Raw genomic sequence first — 16,086 nt, 5'->3', positions numbered from 1 at the left:
ACATGTAGAGCTTTCTCTACATGTAACTATCTTCTTCTATAACTTAAAGCTTCTAAAACATCTTTTTTTCTGATCATTTTACTTTGTTCCAGATCGGCGATCGTACGTGCGATTTTCTGTACCTTTTTAATAGCTCTAAATGAGAGTGAGAATCTTTGTATGGCATTTTCCAGACTTATCTTCGCTTCATCGTCGAAGATACAAAACCTTTCAATCTCCTCGTCACTAAGTTTTCCGTTAAAATTTTTTTGTCCCCGTTTGGATATAAACTCTATGGTCTTTAGTACACTGTAATGCAGCTCTTTTGAACTTACATCGCTTTTATCGTTAATAGTGACGTTTTGCATAGTGACCTTTATATCGATACGGTCTAAAAAAGGATCAGAGAGTCTGTTCTTATATTTTCTGATCTCAAGTTCATTGCATCTGCAAACTTTTGTAGAATCCAAAAGGTTGCCGCATGGACATGGATTCATTGCGGACACGAACAAAAAAGATGCGGGATACTCTACTTTAGAGTTGACTCTTGAGATGCGTATCTTATCGTCTTGCAGAGGCTCTCTGAGTGCTTCGAGGATATTTTTTGAGTAGTGGGGCAGTTCATCAAAGAAGAGGATCCCTTGGTGACTCAGTCCAACTTCACCTATCTTTGCATTGTGTGAACCGCCTCCGAAGATGCTGGCTGTTGTCGAGGTGTGATGCGGCGAACGGTATGGGCGTACGGGTTTAAAGTCCGGTTCGTACCCGTCAAGAGCTTGAAGCTTTGCGATCTCCAGTATCTCAGATCCGCTGAGAGGCGGCAGTATGTATCGCAGTCTTTGAGCTATCATGGACTTTCCGCATCCCGGACTTCCTTCAAAAAGAATGTTATGAAATCCTGCCGCTGCAATAAGTGCGGCACGCTTTGCGATCGTCTGCCCTTTTACATCTTTGAAGTCATATTTGTATTCATCTGCGTAGTAGAGTTTTTCATGGCTTATAATGTGTTTATGTTCTATTGCCGTTGATTTGCTGGGGAGTATTTGTTCATTGGTGTCTTTTAGGATATCTAACGCTTCATTGATATGTGAGACACCGTAAAATGCTACACCGGCTATTTTTGTGAGTTTATTAAGACTCTCTTTTGGAACTATCGCTTTTTTAATGAGATTTTGATTTGCTAAAGATAATATCAGAGGGTACAAAAAGATATTTTCCTTGACCTGTCCGTCAAGTCCTAGTTCACCGAAGATAAACCAATCAGATATATCAGTCTCATCAGAGTCCATAAGTAGTAAAAGTGCTACGCTCAAGTCGAACTGACTTCCCTGCTTTTTTATATCGCTGGGTGAAAGGTTGATAACAAATCTTTTTGGCGGAAATGAAAAGCCGTTTGTTAGAAGTGCAGACTTGACTCTCTCTTTGGATTCATTTATTGATGTGGAAGCGATGCCTACGATGCTGAAGGAGGGAAGCCCTTTTGTCAGACTTGATTCAACCTGGACTACTTTGGCCTCTATACCCTCATATGTTGCGCAATTTACCATTTTCATGTTAATTCCTTACTGATATAAGGATAACGCAGTTGAGAGTTTTTTTTCTTTTTATTGCAGATTGAAAGATTTTAAGAGAAAATTTACGCTTTTTTCTCTTTTATAGCTCTTTTGTACTCTTTTTCAAACTTTTTACGTCTAGCGTACGAAAGCTTCTCGATAAAAAGTTTACCGGCTAAGTGATCCATCTCATGCTGGATAGCAATGCTTAAGAGTCCATCGGCATCCAAACTCTTTGTGTTGCCGTGTCTATCCTGATAGTTTATAGTAACAGTCTCATAACGCTCTATATCTTCATAAAAGCCCGGTACGCTTAGACATCCCTCTTGGTAAGTAGTTAAGCCCTCTTTATTGATTATAACTGGGTTTATGATCTCCATAAGGTTATCCGGATGCTGTTCACCTTCACTGTCTGGAATATTCAAAATAAGTATATTTAGAGGATAGTTGACTTGAATCGCTGCCAGACCTATGCCGTTTGATAAGAGCATCATCTCATTCATGGCGTCTAGCAGTTTATGAATCTCTTCATCGAATTTTGTAACGTCTTTTGATATCTGTTTTAATCTTTTATCAGGATATGTAAGAATTGTAAGGTTCATATATCTTTTGGTCTCTCATTATTATTGGTCATCAAGTATAAGTGCATAAGAATTGTTAGGATCTTTATATGCCTGTTCCATAGCTTTTAGTGCATTGACTATGATCTCATCCGTTGTAGATGTAGATAAGACAGGAGTTATCCCGATAGAGACTTGTAGCTCTATCTCTTTATCTGCAAGGAAAAAGTTACTGTTTTGAACAAGTTCACTTAGTCTTTGTGCTGCTTTTATGGCACTGTCTATGTCAGTGTGTTTTAAAAGCATAGAGAACACGCCGTTACCGTAATGGGCAACAGTATCGCTTCTTCTTGAAGTCTTCATCAAGAGTCTTGCGACTGTTCTTGTCATAAGCATGATCGCTTTTTCACTTTCTACTTCTTTTATAAGTTCATTAGAAAGCTCGATCATGATTATGCTACTTTTATGTTTGAACTCTTTTATAAGAGATATCTCCTGCTCGACTTTGTTTAGTAGATATCTTTTATTGTAGATTCCGTATTTATTATCAAAAATAGTCTCGTTTTCTACATTTTTTACTATTGATGCAGTGTGATCATATAGAGATTTGAGGTTTGTGATCTGTTTTTTTAGAATATCATCGAGTTTACCAAGATCGTTTTCTAAAGAAGAGATGACGCTGAGAACATTTTTAGAGTCTTTGTTCTCTGATATCTCCTCTTTTCTTTTTGCCAGGATCTTAGTCATCAAACTCATATTTTTATATAAGCCTGCAGAGACTGAAAGGATACTTTTTACTGAAACAAATCCATTTTTTAACGTTCTTTCAAGTTCTATGGTCGCTTCATCATTATTTGTCTCTTCAAGTTGAAGAATAGATACGATCTGTTTACGAAGATTATCGCTTTTATTTTCCAATAATCTGTCAAAATAGAGTGAGAAATTATTCGGTGTAGGAGGGAGGTTGTCTTTTAAAAGAGATTCTAAGACCTCTTTTGAATACAGCTCCACATCATTGGTTGGATCATTGAAACTAGTTGAGACGGCATCAATTTCAGTCTCACCACTTTCGGAATGTACGCCTTCGATATCTCTTCTTTTTCTCAATGATTTAGCCATGTTAGTCCTACTCTTCTTTCTCTTTTTTCACTAAAACTTCATCGATTATACCATACTTCTTCGCTTCAGCAGCGCTCATAAAGTTGTCTCTATCGGTATCTTTTTCAAGTGTTTTTATATTCTGACCTGTATTTTTTGCAAGGATCTCATTTAACTCAGCTTTCATTCTAAGTATCTCTTGAGCCTGTATCGCTATGTCAGATGCTTGACCTTGTGCACCGCCTAAAGGCTGGTGTATCATGATTCTAGCATGAGGCAGAGCATAACGCTTGCCTTTTGCACCTGAACTTAGCAAAAATGAACCCATTGATGCCGCTTGACCTATACAGATCGTAGCAACGTCAGGACGGATATAGTTCATCGTATCAAATATAGCCATTCCAGATGTCACAACACCACCGGGAGAGTTTATATAAAAATAGATATCTTTTTCAGGGTCTTCCGCTTCTAAAAACAGAAACTGTGCAACGATAGTCGAAGCAACAGCATCATTAACCTCACCGCTAAGCATAACGATACGATCTTTTAAAAGGCGTGAGTAGATATCGTACGAACGCTCACCGCGCCCTGACTTCTCTACTACATAAGGGATATAACTCATATTATGCGTCTTTTATCTTTGAATTTAAAAGTTTGCTAAGAACTTTATCTTCGACCATAGCCATTTGAATAGCCGGCAGGTATCCTGAATTTTGATAGTGAGTGTATGCTTGTTGAGGATCTTGTCCCATCTGCATAGCTTCAAAATAGATAGTCTGCATTACTTCCTGCTCAGTTACAGAGATGTTTTCAGCTTTTGCTAAAGCATCAATGATAAATGTAGCTTTTACGCTGTTTCTTGCATCATCACGGAATGTTTCGCGAAGCTCTTTTACTTTATCGGCATTTTCGCGAAGCTCTTTTAATTCATCTTCAGTCATTGTCTGAGCTTTTTTGTTGATCGCCATATCCATCTCTTGATCGATCACGAACTCTGGAAGAGCAAACTCGATCTTAGATACGAAAGTCTCTAAAAGTTTTGGTTTTAGCTCAGAGTTATAAAGTTGTCCAAGTTTTTCATTTTCTATTTGGATCTTTACTTGCTCTTTTAGTTTGTCAAAAGTAACATCTTCTTCACCCGGAAGCATTTTTTTAGCAAGTTCGTCATCAAGTGCGACTTCTTCTCTTTCTTGAAGAGCGTTTACTTTTACTTTAAACTCTACTTCTTTACCTGCTAGTTTGTCACTGCCGTAATCTGCCGGGAAAGTAACTTTGATAGTTTGCTCTTCACCTTTTTTCATTCCGATTACTTGATCTTCGAATCCTGGGATGAATTGACCAGAACCAAGTGTAAGTGAGAATGCTTCAGCTTTTCCGCCTTCAAATGCCACACCGTCAAGGAAACCTTCAAAGTCAATACTTACAGTATCGCCTTTTTTCAGCTTACGTGCACTTTTGCTGTCTACTAGCGGAGATTGAGACTCAGCAAGCTCTTTAATACGAGCCATTACTTCTTCATCTGTTACTTCCGGTTTTTCAAAATCTTCGATTAATGATGTATATTCTCCAAGTTCGATCTCTGGACGCATCGCAACTTTAACTTCTACTTCGATCTTATCAGCAGTTTTATCAAACTTAGTGATCTGTGGTTCACCCATTAGGCTTTCAGCTGTTAGCTCTATCTGTTTTAGACCGGCATCAAGCATATCACGTAGAGATTGTGTCTCAGCATCTTCTACCAGTTTAGCTCCATACTGTTGTTTAACAGCGCTTACAGGTACTTTCCCTTTTCTAAAACCAGGTACGTTTGCTGTCTTGCTAAGTTGTTTAGCGATTTTATCGACATTAGCTTGAATCTCTTCGTTTGAGATTGTTGCTTCTATGCTAGCATTTGCCGCATCGATCTTTTTTGCTTTGATATCCATCAATTTCCTTTGTTCCCTACATGTAATAGGTTTTATATTGTGATAATTTTGAGCAATAATACCAAAAAAGTGCTTTATCGTAAATTATTTACACAATCTAGGTTTTAAGTTAAGTAGTAGTATCCACGCTACAGCGATATCTATCATCACATCCGCAAAATTAAATATTGCAAAATTAAAACCGCAGTGCCAGTAGACATAATCAACGACTCCGCCGTGAATAAATCTGTCATATATGTTTGAAAGACCGGCACCTATAAGTATGCCCGCAGGCAGAGCGTAACAGTTTTTTTTCAAACTGATGACATAGACAAATGCTCCTGAGATAAGCAGAAGCTGTATCCATTTTAAAGAGCTTTCTAAAAACGAGAACATAGAAAAAGCCACGCCGTAGTTAAACACAAGACGCATGTTTATACAGCTTGTCTGGTAGATATCCATAGCACGCGTATAAAGATAGTCCTGTGGAACCCCGTAGATATCCATAGCTTTTAGTATAAAGAACTCTTTTATCCCCTGATCGATCATAAATATACCTATAATAGAAAGAAGAAGAGGCAATACTAATTTATATAACGGCTTAGGCATTGAGCTTTGAACTTAAATGATCTACTATCTTTTTCATAGCGCTGTTCATCTTCTTCTCATCTTTTGCTTCAAGCAGGATGCGAAGTTTGTTTTCGGTTCCAGAGTATCTGATCAGATGACGGATATGCTGTTTTTCGACTTCGTTTAACAGTTCGGCAAGTCCCTCTATCTCTTCAAGCGGTTTTTTGTTTTTTATATTGATGTTTACAAGTTCCTGAGGATAAAGTGCAAATGGACGTAAAACCGCAGAAGCCGGAGCCTTTCTTGAGATGATAAGTGCTAAGACCTGCAGGGCACTTACAAGCCCGTCACCTGTTTTTGCATAATCATGGATGATAATATGCCCGCTTTGTTCACCTCCGAAATTTATCCCGTTTTTGTTCATGATATCTAAGACGTTCTTGTCCCCGACATCGCTTCTGTACAGTTTAAGTCCCTCTTGATTAAGAGCATCTTCAAGTGCCTGGTTGCTCATTACAGTTGCAACGATCCCGTCACCTTTTAATCTTTTGTGTTGATGTAGATAAAGACCTAACGCTCCAAGAATCTGGTCACCGTCGACTACTTCGCCGTTCTCATCTACGATCACGACTCTGTCTGCATCACCGTCAAGTGCGATCCCAAGGTCTGCTCTATACTTTTTCACGGCTGCACACAGATCTTTTGTATGCAGTGCTCCACATCCTTCGTTGATGTTAAAACCATCCGGTTTATCATGCAGTACTATCACTTCTGCACCGAGTTCTTCGAGTACTGTCGGACCTACTTTATATCCTGCTCCGTTTGCAGTGTCTAGTACGATCCTCATATCCTGTAGTGTCAGTTCGGTAGGAAAAGAGTTCTTGAGTTGAATGATATAGCGGCCTATAACGTCGTCTATACGTTTGGCCTGACCGATGTTCTTTCCGATGACACAAGCTTCTTCTACTTTTGAGTCGTCAAAATAGATAGCTTCTATCTCTTGTTCCACCTCTTTAGAGAGTTTATCTCCGTGTTTGTCGAAAAACTTTATACCGTTATCATCATAAGGATTATGTGAAGCACTGATCATGATACCCGCATCACATCTCATATTTTCTGTTAAAAATGCGATGGCAGGAGTAGGCATAGGCCCGATTTGGATGACGTCGTAACCGACTGAAGTAAGACCGCTGACTATCGCATTTTCTATCATATAGCCGCTTCTTCTTGTGTCTTTTCCGACAAGTATGCGTTTTGTTCTAGCCTGTTTTTTAAAGTAAACGCCGGCAGCTTGAGCCACTCTCATAGCAAGTGAAGCAGTCAAAAAACTCCCAGCTTGTCCGCGTACACCGTCAGTTCCAAAAAGTCTCATATAATAATCCTCTGTTTTTAGTGCCATATTTTAGCATATTAGATTAAAAAGTGTAGTTTCCTTTAGCTTTAACTTAATTTTAAATATATTTAAGGTAGTATTCGACACTAAATTTTATGAGAAGGACTCATTATATGGCAAATCATAAGTCATCTTTGAAACGTATCCGCCAAACTATCGTTCGTACTGAGCGTAATCGTTTCTACCGTACACGTCTAAAAAACATCGTTAAAGATGTTCGTTCTGCAATCGATGCAGGAAATAAAACAGAAGCAGAAGCTGCTTTCAAAGTTGCAAATAAACAACTTCACACATTCGTAAGCAAAGGTATCTTGAAAAAAGAGACTGCTGCAAGAAAAGTAAGTCGTCTACATAGAGCTGTAAACGCTATATAATTAGGGTTTAAATGCTATCAGATAAACTAAATCCGTTTATCAATCGTTATAATGAACTAGGCAGATTGCTTAGTTCACCTGACATAACCTCTGACATCAAAAGGATGACAGAACTCTCCAAAGAACAATCTTCACTTTCAGATATCGTTGAAAAAGCAAATGAATATAAAGATGTACTTGCGCAGATAAGCGATGCAAAAGCGATGCTTAGCGATCCGGAGATGTCTGATATGGCGAAAGAGGAACTTCGTGAACTTGAGCCTCGTGTCGATGAGCTTGAAGAGGAGATAAAACTTCTTCTTTTACCGAAAGATCCGAATGATGATAGAAATACCATCATAGAACTTCGTGCAGGAGCAGGCGGTGATGAAGCTGCCATCTTTGTCGGAGATCTTTTTGATGCGTATCTTCGTTATGCCGAAAACCGCGGATGGAAAGTGGAACTTATGAGTTCTTCACCATCTGAATCGGGCGGGTATAAAGAGGTTATCGCTCTTATTAAGGGTGAGCAGGTCTATAGCAGATTGAAATTTGAAGGCGGTACTCACCGTGTTCAACGTGTTCCCGCAACTGAGTCTCAAGGACGTGTTCATACGTCTGCGATCACTGTTGCAGTTATGGCTGAGGTCGATGACGTCGAGGTTCAGATCAATGAGAATGATCTTAAGATCGATGTTATGCGTTCAAGCGGATGTGGCGGACAGAGTGTCAACACTACCGACTCTGCTGTACGTATCACGCATATACCGACAGGTATAGTCGTAACGAATCAGGACCAAAAGTCTCAACATAAGAACAAAGAAAAAGCGATGAAAGTCCTTAAAGCACGTCTATATGATATGCAGATGCAGGAACTTCAAGCAAAAGACAGTCAAGCTCGTGCGATGCAGGTTGGTACTGGAGATAGAAGCGGACGTATCCGTACATATAACTATCCTCAAAACCGTATCTCTGATCACCGTATTACTTTGACTCTTTACAGACTAAACGAGATCATGACAGGTGGTCTTTTAGATGAGGTCATCGACCCGCTAATTGCCGATCATCAAGCAAAAATCGTAGAATCTGCAGGTCTATAAGACCTTTACATGTAAGGTCTGATCCTTACATGTAACCACTTCAAAACTTCCAATAAATATTAATAATATCTTCGCTACAATATTCGTAACTACACAATATGGATATTAAAATGACAGAAAAAGTAGGACTCTCTCCCGGTACTGCCATCTACACAGGTGATGTAGAGGTTAAAAATCCGGAGATCACGATAATAAAATATGATCTAGATGATGTAAATACGCAGGAGTGCGACAGTTTTGACTGCATAGAAACGCTTCTCAATTCATCTGAAAAAAAGATACCGACTTGGGTACATATCGAGCCTATAAGCGATCAGGAAAGCATTGCGAAATTATGCGGAAGTTTTAATATCCATCCGCTGGTCGTAGAGGATATCCTCTCAGTAGCACACAGACCGAAGATCGAGGAGTTTGAAAACTATATATTCGTGATCCTCAAGTATATCGAGTATGTCGAGGATGAACTGAAGTTCTCTCAGATATCATTTGTCTTAAAAGACGGTTTTTTAATAACCTTTGCCGATGACTCTCCCCAAAGATTTGAGATAATCAAAAAAAGGATCGCAAAAAAAGATTCTAGGATGAGACGAGAGGGAAATGAGTATCTCTTTTTCGCGCTTATAGATTATCTTGTAGACCAGTATTTTATTGTGTTGGAAAAGATAGGCGAGAAAATAGAAGATATCGAAGATGAAATACTCAATAATCCGACAAAACAGAGCATACAAAATGTTCATGATCTAAAACGCACTCTTGTAGAACTTAAAAAATCTGTATGGCCGATGCGTGAACTGTTAAACACACTTCTGATCTCCGACAGTGTGAAACAGCAGCATCATATCTATTTTAAAGACACTTATGACCATGTTATAAACATCATAGATATTATAGAGGGGTACAGAGACAGTGTGTCTGGCTTTTTAGATATCTACCTTTCGACACTGAGCAACCGTATGAACGAGATCATGAAAACACTCTCCATTATCGCTACTATCTTCATCCCTCTTTCGTTTTTAACCGGATATTTCGGGATGAACTTTAAGTACGAAACGATCTTTGAATCGCAGAACGCCTACTATTTTTCAAATATACTGATGGTCATAGTACCTATCGCATTACTTGCATATTTTAAAATGCGAAGATGGTTTTAAAACTAATAATTTTTTGCTCTCCAAATGACTATGTTATTAAATACTAACATGACTAACGTGTATAAAATATGCTTTTTAGTTCGAATTATTGGGAGATATATGAATACTATAAATCTAAATGACACACTAAGTGTTATACTTTGTAAGCTTGATGAAAAGATATCGAAAAGCTTTTCATCAATGAGATTTAGATCTCCTTCTCACCGTTTTTTATATGCAGGTCAAGCTGCGGGAACGGGATCTGGATGTTATTTTCATACAGTGTGTCATATATCAGGACTAGAAATCTTGATGTTGTCCTTCTTGGGCGAAAGATATTCTCTCCTTGTATCCATACCATCAGTTCAAAGTTCACACTGCTGTTGCCCATACCGGTCATAATGACTCTCGTCTGTCTGTCATCAGTGATATAGACATCGTCATAGTCGGCATCGGCAACTGCTTTTGTGATCACATCCATGACAAGCTGAGGATTTGTCCCGTAGGCGACACCAAAGGGGATGTCAAAGCGTTTGATATTGTCGTTCATAGTCCAGTTGATCACACTGTTTTGTATAAAGTTCTGGTTTGGGACTATGACATCTATGTTCGCATTGGTGTTTAAAATGGTAGAGCGCATACGGATATCGATGATGTGACCCCGCAGTGTATCGGAGAGCTCGACATAATCTCCCACTTTGACACTTCTTTCAAACATCAAGATAATCCCCGAGACGAAGTTAGAGACGATGTTTTGCAGACCGAAACCTATACCGACGGAAAGCGCACCGGCTACTAAAGCGATAGATGAGAGATTGATTCCGATGATATTGAGCGCTATCAATAAAGAGATAAGCAGGATCGTGTAATAACCGAGGTTTGCAAAAATAGTCTTTGTCGCGGAGCTGATAGCATGTCTTTTGTAAGATATCTTTTGGATATGGACTTTGTAGTATCCGCCGATTAAAAATCCAAGAACAAGAACAAGTAGAGAGATAAATATCTTAAGAGCGCTGATCTCGATCTCGTTTATCGAAAAGATAGGTTTTGTCAGGATCGTTATGAACGCGGATCCCAAGTTTTTGGCCTCGACACTGAGAAATGATTCGTTGGCATCATTGGCAAATAAGGAGTTACATGTAAGCAGCAAAGCAGATGCTGTCTTGATTATTATTAATCTCATATCTTTCCTTTAATCTTTAAAATGATATGCCTGTATAAATGTTATAATATCGAAATAAAATAACAGTTTTAATGAAACATTATATTTATTTAATTTTAAAAACGGAATAGTTGATGGAAGTAAGTAACGAAGAGCTTGTTGCTCTTAAAAATACGATCACTTTAGAGATAGAAGAATATAAAAACAACAATGCTACTGTCCATCCCTATGACATTGCCGAGCAATTACTTGAACTAAGAGATATAAATAGTGATGAATATATCGCTCTTATCAAGGTCATACCGCATGAACTCTTCGCGGATATCCTTTCGGAGTTTCCCGATTATGTACAAGAAGAGGTGGCTGAACTTTTAAGTACTAAAAAGCTTGCGGACATCGCATCCAATATGGATACCGATGATGCCGCTACCTTCATCCAAAACATTCAAGAGGAGCATGAGGATACGGCTCAGGAGATACTTGAGAACTTCAACGATGAAGATCAGGTACTGATCCAGCAGCTTATCTCTTATGAGGAAGATGAAGCGGGTGCGTATATGCAAAGTGAGCTTTTCAGCGCACACATAAACGAGAACATCGGTACGGCTATAAAGAGGCTGAAGAGACTTAAAGAGGAAAACGAGATAGATAACGTCTGGCAGGCATATCTACTTGATAACAATCATAAATATCTCGGTGCGGTAAGTTTGGAAGATCTGATCATATTTGAGCATGAGCTGAAATTTTCCGATATCCCAAAAGAGAAACATACGACATTTAGCGTTCATCATAAGACGGATATCCAAGATGTGGTCGAGATGGTTACTAACTATAACCTTAATGCCATCGCCGTCGTTGATGATCATGACAAGCTGATCGGAAGGATCACTTCAGATGATATCTACGATATTATCGAAGAGAGCGCGACCGAGCAGATATTTAATCTTGCCGGGGTCAATGATGAGATCGAGCAGGAAGAGGATATCTACGAGATCGGTAAGAGTAGGGCTATCTGGCTTGGCATAAACCTTGTCACGGCCATAGCCGCTTCGCTTGTTATCGGTCTGTTTGATCAGACGATCCAGTCGATCGTCGCTCTTGCGGTATTGATGCCGATAGTCGCTTCGATGGGGGGCAATGCAGGGACTCAGACTCTTACCGTTACCGTCCGTAAGATGGCACTGGGTGAGATCGAGGGTTCAGACGCCAGAAAGACGATATCCAAAGAGATCATAGTCTCGCTGGCAAACGGGTTATTGTTTGCTTTTGTCATAGGCGTCGTAGCCTATTTTTGGTTTCATATACCGCTTCTTGGAGTGGTAATTGCACTCTCTATGATTATCAACCTGCTTAGTGCAGGATTTTTCGGCAGTGTTATCCCTTTACTACTTAGAAAGGCGGATATAGACCCTGCTATCGGAAGTACGGTGTTATTGACAACGGTCACGGATGTGGTCGGCTTTTTCAGCTTTTTAGGGCTGGCAAGCGTTATCTTATTATAGGAGAAGGAATGGAATCTTCGAGTAGCGAAGGCGACAGTAGGTTAAAGTATTTAGTTGATGATTATTGGGATATATTCGTTGGAGTTGTATCTATTGCAATATCATTTTATTTTCATTACAACGGTTTGGAGGTCTTGGCAACACTGTTTGCCGCTATCGGAATAGGTGCGCTTTCACTAAGCGTCTCCGAGATAGCAGAGATACTTTCAGAAAGATTTCAAGAGCCCTACGGGAGTTTTATTTTAACTCTTAGTGCCGTTGTCGTGGAGATAATACTTTTATATATAGTCCTTTTACAGGCATATAGTGACCCGGATGTCGTCAAGACGGTCAAAGGCGGTATCGTCTCAGCTGTGATAGTCGATATGAACGTCTTGCTTGGTCTTGCCGTGTTTTTGGGTGGTTTGAAATTTACCGAACAAAAACATAACAAAGAGACATCAAGTGCTTACACTACCATTCTTCTTGTTGCAGGTATCGCGCTGCTTGTACCGGGTCTGTTAAACCATGTATCGCATTCGGTTACTACGATCGAAAACGCATCTAAAGCGATCGCGATGCTTCTGTTTGTCTTTTATATGTTTATTCTGGTCTTTCAGACAAGGACGCACTCGCATTTTTTCAAACAGACGGCAAAAAGCAGGATATTCAGGCTAAAAAGAAAGATGGCAAAAGAGAACAAAGAGAATGTCGAAGATCAAGAGGATGACTATATCTTCGAGAAATTCAGTAATCTCGCTTTGATCGGTTCTATCTTTATTTTTATCGCCATTATTGCTCTTGGTGCGGAAGTGTTTGCGACAGAGGGGGTCAAACTTGCAAAAGAGTACGGTGTCTCATCCGGTATAGCGGGTCTTATCATCGCCATAGTCTCAGTTTCACCTGAGATAGCAACAGCCATCAAGGCCGCTAAAAATGACGAGATCCAGCGTGTCGTAAATATCGCCATGGGAGCATCGACTGTTTCGATCCTGCTGACAGTACCTGTTTTGGTCCTTTTGGCATATTTGAGCGATATCAGGCTGACATTGGATTTCAACCCTCTTGAGATAGGGGCATTGATACTTACGATCATATTGGCTTGGAAAACGACGGATGAAGGACATACTAACTATTTTGAGGGGATCTCTCATCTGATGTTTTTCTTTGCGTTTACCATTATCGCGATCTATTATTAACGGAGTTCATTAAGAGCTTAAATATTTAAAAAAAAGGGGAAGATTTTTTTGAAATATCTTTATATATTATTACTACTGAGCATCTCTGTTTTTGGAGAAACTCATAAACACAAGAAAGCAAAATATGTTGCAAATATAGTACCGAAGAACATGACGGTACAGGAGAAGAAAGAGAGATTTTTTTATCTTGTCGCACCGGCTGTCGAAAAAGTGCATAACCATTTGATGAAAAGATATAAGAGGATAGCCAAAGACATAAAAGAGGGTAAAGAGCTCAAAGAGGTCAATCGTCTAAAAGCTCTTTATCAGGTCAAAAGTGATGCAGCACTGCTGCAGGCTTTAAAACCGCATCCGCAAAGCATAGTCCTTGCGCAAGCTGCGATGGAGAGTTCATGGGGGACGTCAAGGTTCTTTGTCGAAGCAAACAACATCTTTGGAGTACATAGTGTAGATTCAAAAGAACCGAGGATCGCTGCGAGTGAGAAAAACGGGAAAAGAACGGTATGGCTGACGAAGTTCAAAAGCATCGATGATTCCGTAAGAGCGTATTACAGGATCATGTCTATATCAAAAGCGTTTGAAAAGTTCAGGGTTGCAAGAGTACAGACAGATGATCCGCATCTTTTGGTCAAAGCACTTGACAGATATTCTGAGATCGGGGATAAATACGCGAAACAGCTTTCTCAGGTCATTAATCATAATAACCTGACAAAGTATGATGATTAGTAGTTGTAATCAGTCGTAAATACGGCTTTTACATCTCCGGCAAAAGTGATGGTGTCATCTTTGATACCTAAAAAGAGAGTGTCTCCGCTTTTTGGAAACACTTTTGTCTCCTCTTTTACGCGGCCTTCTTGGTAAGCTCTGTAAAATGCAGATGCCATACCTGTTCCGCAAGCAAGAGTCTCATCTTCTACACCGCGCTCATACGTCCTTACATGTAAGCCATTTTCTTTCACAGCAGCGATATTCACGTTTGCGTTGTATTTGTATCTCAGCTCTCTTGCTTCTGCGATGTCAAAGTTCTCTATATCCGCATCAAAAGTGATAAGATGAGGTACTCCGGTATCTACTTTCCACCACGATTTTCCACCCTCTACTATCTCTTTATCAAGGATCTTCGGAGGAGTGAGTTCGCTTTTTACAAGAGTGCCGTTTACTTCTGCACCGATGACGCCTGCAAGTGTCAAAAAGCTCATCTTTGCAGGAGCGAGTGCATTTGTAAAGGCGTAGTGTGCACATGCACGGCTGCCGTTTCCACACATCTCTGCTGTGCTTCCGTCAGAGTTGTAAAACTCCCATTCAAAGTCATACTCATCATGAGGGACCAAGACGATAAGGCCGTCGGCACCTACACCGTGTTGGCGATCGCAGATCTCTTTTGCCAAAGAAGAGCGGTCTTTTTTTAAAAATGTGTGAAAAATAACAAAATCATTTCCGTTTGCACTGTATTTAGTTACATTCATAGGTATTTTTCCTTTATGGTATTTACAAACTTTTCCACTTCATCTTGAAGATGAGGCAGGTCTTTAGAGTTGTCTATCACCCACGTCGCACGTTCTTTCTTCTCATCGATAGGCATCTGGCTTGCGATACGCTTTAAGGACTCCTCTTTTGAGTAGCCGTTTCTTTTCATAAAACGCTCAAGCTGAAGTTCAGGAGGAGTATAGACGACGACACTGTCTTTGATCGGATATGCCTGACTCTCAAAAAACAGCGGGATGTCTATGAGGTAGGGAAATTTGAAACTGTCCTGTTTCTCAGACCTTGCCTCGATCTCTTGGCGTATCAGCGGATGTAAAAACTCTTCGAGTTTCTTTTTCGCATCCTTATTTGAAAATATCAGTTTTCCAAGAGCGGGTCTGTCTACTTTGCCGTTTTTGACAAACTCTTCACCGAAGTTCTCTTTTACCCACTGTGCATTTGCCTCTAAGATCTCATGGCTTATGCTATCTGCATCTATGACGCGCATGCCGTTGAGTGCCATCAGCGAAGCGACGGTACTCTTGCCCGTGGCGATCGAACCTGTTAATGCGATAGCATACTTAAACGCCATTAGTTTCTTATGACTCCAAGATATTCTTTACGGATATAGTTCCCCATAGCAAAAGCCGCCGGATGGATGTCGCTGTTGTAGTAGTTCAGTCCGTCAAGCATATCTGCACGCTGCAGGATCACATCCGCTGTCGGATGGTAAGCTTTTGATGCTAAAAGAAGAGTAGTGCCGTCTTCTAAACGGTAAGGCATAATGATCTTAAAGTAGTTTGCCATCACCTGCATAATGATCTTGTTTTCTTCTATATTGTCCAGTGAAGGGTGAGTCGTGACTAAAAGACCGTCATCCGTCAATGTTCTGCTGATATGAGCGATGTTTGCCGCATCACATGCAGCTTCTGAGATAACTACCTCAAACGATGCGTCTTTTGCATTTCTAAGACTGTCTAATGATACAGGAACTGTTGTAGCACTCATATCATTATGGCGTGAGATCTCTAGTTGGAGTTTCATCGCGTCGTCGCTTAGTACGAGTATATTTTTTGGTTCTTTATGTGTACAAAGCGGTATATGTACCATCATTTCCGGATATATAAAATCTTTCAAAAT

General features: G+C 39.9%; 17 protein-coding genes. 6 read left to right on the top strand and 11 right to left on the bottom strand.

Annotated features, from left to right (window positions below):
* Positions 1-26 precede the first annotated feature (26 nt).
* The 7 genes from WCX87_RS10910 to glmM all read right to left on the bottom strand — a co-directional run bounded on the left by WCX87_RS10910 (position 27) and on the right by glmM (position 7,036).
* Entirely contained in the window at positions 27-1,532 is a 1,506-nt protein-coding gene (locus WCX87_RS10910) for a YifB family Mg chelatase-like AAA ATPase (protein WP_345979916.1), read from the bottom strand.
* Positions 1,533-1,615: 83 nt separating this feature from the next.
* Positions 1,616-2,134, bottom strand: a complete 519-nt coding sequence (gene def / locus WCX87_RS10905; RefSeq protein WP_345979915.1) for a peptide deformylase — start codon at positions 2,132-2,134, stop codon at positions 1,616-1,618.
* Between the two features lie 21 nt (positions 2,135-2,155).
* A complete protein-coding gene (locus WCX87_RS10900; protein WP_345979914.1) occupies positions 2,156-3,211 on the bottom strand; it encodes a GGDEF domain-containing protein in 1,056 nt (351 codons plus the stop codon).
* A gap of 7 nt (positions 3,212-3,218) precedes the next feature.
* Entirely contained in the window at positions 3,219-3,812 is a 594-nt protein-coding gene (gene clpP, locus WCX87_RS10895; protein WP_345979913.1) for an ATP-dependent Clp endopeptidase proteolytic subunit ClpP, read from the bottom strand.
* Position 3,813: 1 nt separating this feature from the next.
* Positions 3,814-5,115, bottom strand: coding sequence for a trigger factor (gene tig / locus WCX87_RS10890; protein WP_345979912.1), 1,302 nt, complete (start codon positions 5,113-5,115; stop codon positions 3,814-3,816).
* An 84-nt stretch (positions 5,116-5,199) separates the two neighbouring features.
* Positions 5,200-5,703: a signal peptidase II gene (gene lspA / locus WCX87_RS10885; RefSeq protein ID WP_345979911.1), complete on the bottom strand. Its 504-nt coding sequence runs from the start codon at positions 5,701-5,703 to the stop codon at positions 5,200-5,202.
* Complete coding sequence (gene glmM / locus WCX87_RS10880) at positions 5,696-7,036, bottom strand: phosphoglucosamine mutase (protein WP_345979910.1); 1,341 nt, start codon at positions 7,034-7,036, stop codon at positions 5,696-5,698. Before glmM ends, lspA begins: the two co-directional genes overlap by 8 nt.
* A 134-nt stretch (positions 7,037-7,170) precedes the next feature.
* On the opposite strand from glmM, the gene rpsT reads away from it, so the two are divergent.
* The 3 genes from rpsT (at position 7,171) to corA (ending at position 9,661) form a co-directional block, all read left to right on the top strand.
* Complete coding sequence (gene rpsT / locus WCX87_RS10875; protein ID WP_345979909.1) at positions 7,171-7,431, top strand: 30S ribosomal protein S20; 261 nt, start codon at positions 7,171-7,173, stop codon at positions 7,429-7,431.
* An 11-nt stretch (positions 7,432-7,442) separates the two neighbouring features.
* On the top strand, positions 7,443-8,510 hold the full coding sequence (prfA, locus tag WCX87_RS10870; protein WP_345979908.1) for a peptide chain release factor 1: 1,068 nt from the start codon (positions 7,443-7,445) through the stop codon (positions 8,508-8,510).
* A 110-nt stretch (positions 8,511-8,620) separates the two neighbouring features.
* Entirely contained in the window at positions 8,621-9,661 is a 1,041-nt protein-coding gene (corA, locus tag WCX87_RS10865; RefSeq protein ID WP_345979907.1) for a magnesium/cobalt transporter CorA, read from the top strand.
* A gap of 187 nt (positions 9,662-9,848) precedes the next feature.
* Here corA and WCX87_RS10860 read toward each other — a convergent pair whose 3' ends face one another.
* Positions 9,849-10,823, bottom strand: a complete 975-nt coding sequence (locus WCX87_RS10860) for a mechanosensitive ion channel domain-containing protein (protein ID WP_345979906.1) — start codon at positions 10,821-10,823, stop codon at positions 9,849-9,851.
* Between the two features lie 113 nt (positions 10,824-10,936).
* Between WCX87_RS10860 and mgtE the strand changes: the two genes are divergently transcribed.
* From mgtE to WCX87_RS10845, 3 genes are read left to right on the top strand one after another with little or no spacing between them, the layout of a single operon-like run.
* On the top strand, positions 10,937-12,304 hold the full coding sequence (mgtE, locus tag WCX87_RS10855) for a magnesium transporter (RefSeq protein ID WP_345979905.1): 1,368 nt from the start codon (positions 10,937-10,939) through the stop codon (positions 12,302-12,304).
* An 8-nt stretch (positions 12,305-12,312) separates the two neighbouring features.
* Positions 12,313-13,482 (top strand): sodium:proton exchanger, encoded by a 1,170-nt coding sequence (locus tag WCX87_RS10850; RefSeq protein WP_345979904.1) that lies wholly within the window; start codon positions 12,313-12,315, stop codon positions 13,480-13,482.
* A gap of 48 nt (positions 13,483-13,530) precedes the next feature.
* Complete coding sequence (locus WCX87_RS10845; protein ID WP_345979903.1) at positions 13,531-14,208, top strand: glucosaminidase domain-containing protein; 678 nt, start codon at positions 13,531-13,533, stop codon at positions 14,206-14,208.
* On the opposite strand, the gene dapF is transcribed toward WCX87_RS10845, so the two are convergent.
* From dapF to WCX87_RS10830, 3 genes are read right to left on the bottom strand one after another with little or no spacing between them, the layout of a single operon-like run.
* Positions 14,205-14,948 carry a diaminopimelate epimerase gene (dapF, locus tag WCX87_RS10840; RefSeq protein WP_345979902.1) on the bottom strand — a complete coding sequence of 248 codons (744 nt, stop codon included), beginning with the start codon at positions 14,946-14,948 and terminating at the stop codon, positions 14,205-14,207. The genes WCX87_RS10845 and dapF overlap by 4 nt on opposite strands.
* On the bottom strand, positions 14,945-15,538 hold the full coding sequence (gene coaE, locus WCX87_RS10835; RefSeq protein WP_345979901.1) for a dephospho-CoA kinase: 594 nt from the start codon (positions 15,536-15,538) through the stop codon (positions 14,945-14,947). The genes dapF and coaE overlap by 4 nt, the downstream gene beginning before the upstream one ends.
* On the bottom strand, positions 15,538-16,083 hold the full coding sequence (locus WCX87_RS10830) for a spermidine synthase (RefSeq protein ID WP_345979900.1): 546 nt from the start codon (positions 16,081-16,083) through the stop codon (positions 15,538-15,540). The genes coaE and WCX87_RS10830 overlap by 1 nt, the downstream gene beginning before the upstream one ends.
* Positions 16,084-16,086: the final 3 nt, after the last annotated feature.

The organism is Sulfurimonas sp. HSL3-2 (genome assembly GCF_039645965.1).
Taxonomy (GTDB): Bacteria; Campylobacterota; Campylobacteria; order Campylobacterales; family Sulfurimonadaceae; genus Hydrocurvibacter; species Hydrocurvibacter mobilis.
This window is presented reverse-complemented; position numbering and strand designations above follow the sequence as displayed.

Bases quoted from the DNA above. Each gene is read 5' to 3' on its own strand.
- WCX87_RS10860 (WP_345979906.1), bottom strand. From the start codon at position 10,823: ATGAGATTAATAATAATCAAGACAGCATCTGCTTTGCTGCTTACATGT.
- mgtE (WP_345979905.1), top strand. From the start codon at position 10,937: ATGGAAGTAAGTAACGAAGAGCTTGTTGCTCTTAAAAATACGATCACT.
- corA (WP_345979907.1), top strand. From the start codon at position 8,621: ATGACAGAAAAAGTAGGACTCTCTCCCGGTACTGCCATCTACACAGGT.
- WCX87_RS10900 (WP_345979914.1), bottom strand. From the start codon at position 3,211: ATGGCTAAATCATTGAGAAAAAGAAGAGATATCGAAGGCGTACATTCC.
- dapF (WP_345979902.1), bottom strand. From the start codon at position 14,948: ATGAATGTAACTAAATACAGTGCAAACGGAAATGATTTTGTTATTTTT.
- rpsT (WP_345979909.1), top strand. From the start codon at position 7,171: ATGGCAAATCATAAGTCATCTTTGAAACGTATCCGCCAAACTATCGTT.
- lspA (WP_345979911.1), bottom strand. From the start codon at position 5,703: ATGCCTAAGCCGTTATATAAATTAGTATTGCCTCTTCTTCTTTCTATT.
- prfA (WP_345979908.1), top strand. From the start codon at position 7,443: ATGCTATCAGATAAACTAAATCCGTTTATCAATCGTTATAATGAACTA.
- clpP (WP_345979913.1), bottom strand. From the start codon at position 3,812: ATGAGTTATATCCCTTATGTAGTAGAGAAGTCAGGGCGCGGTGAGCGT.
- WCX87_RS10850 (WP_345979904.1), top strand. From the start codon at position 12,313: ATGGAATCTTCGAGTAGCGAAGGCGACAGTAGGTTAAAGTATTTAGTT.
- def (WP_345979915.1), bottom strand. From the start codon at position 2,134: ATGAACCTTACAATTCTTACATATCCTGATAAAAGATTAAAACAGATA.
- tig (WP_345979912.1), bottom strand. From the start codon at position 5,115: ATGGATATCAAAGCAAAAAAGATCGATGCGGCAAATGCTAGCATAGAA.
- glmM (WP_345979910.1), bottom strand. From the start codon at position 7,036: ATGAGACTTTTTGGAACTGACGGTGTACGCGGACAAGCTGGGAGTTTT.
- coaE (WP_345979901.1), bottom strand. From the start codon at position 15,538: ATGGCGTTTAAGTATGCTATCGCATTAACAGGTTCGATCGCCACGGGC.
- WCX87_RS10910 (WP_345979916.1), bottom strand. From the start codon at position 1,532: ATGAAAATGGTAAATTGCGCAACATATGAGGGTATAGAGGCCAAAGTA.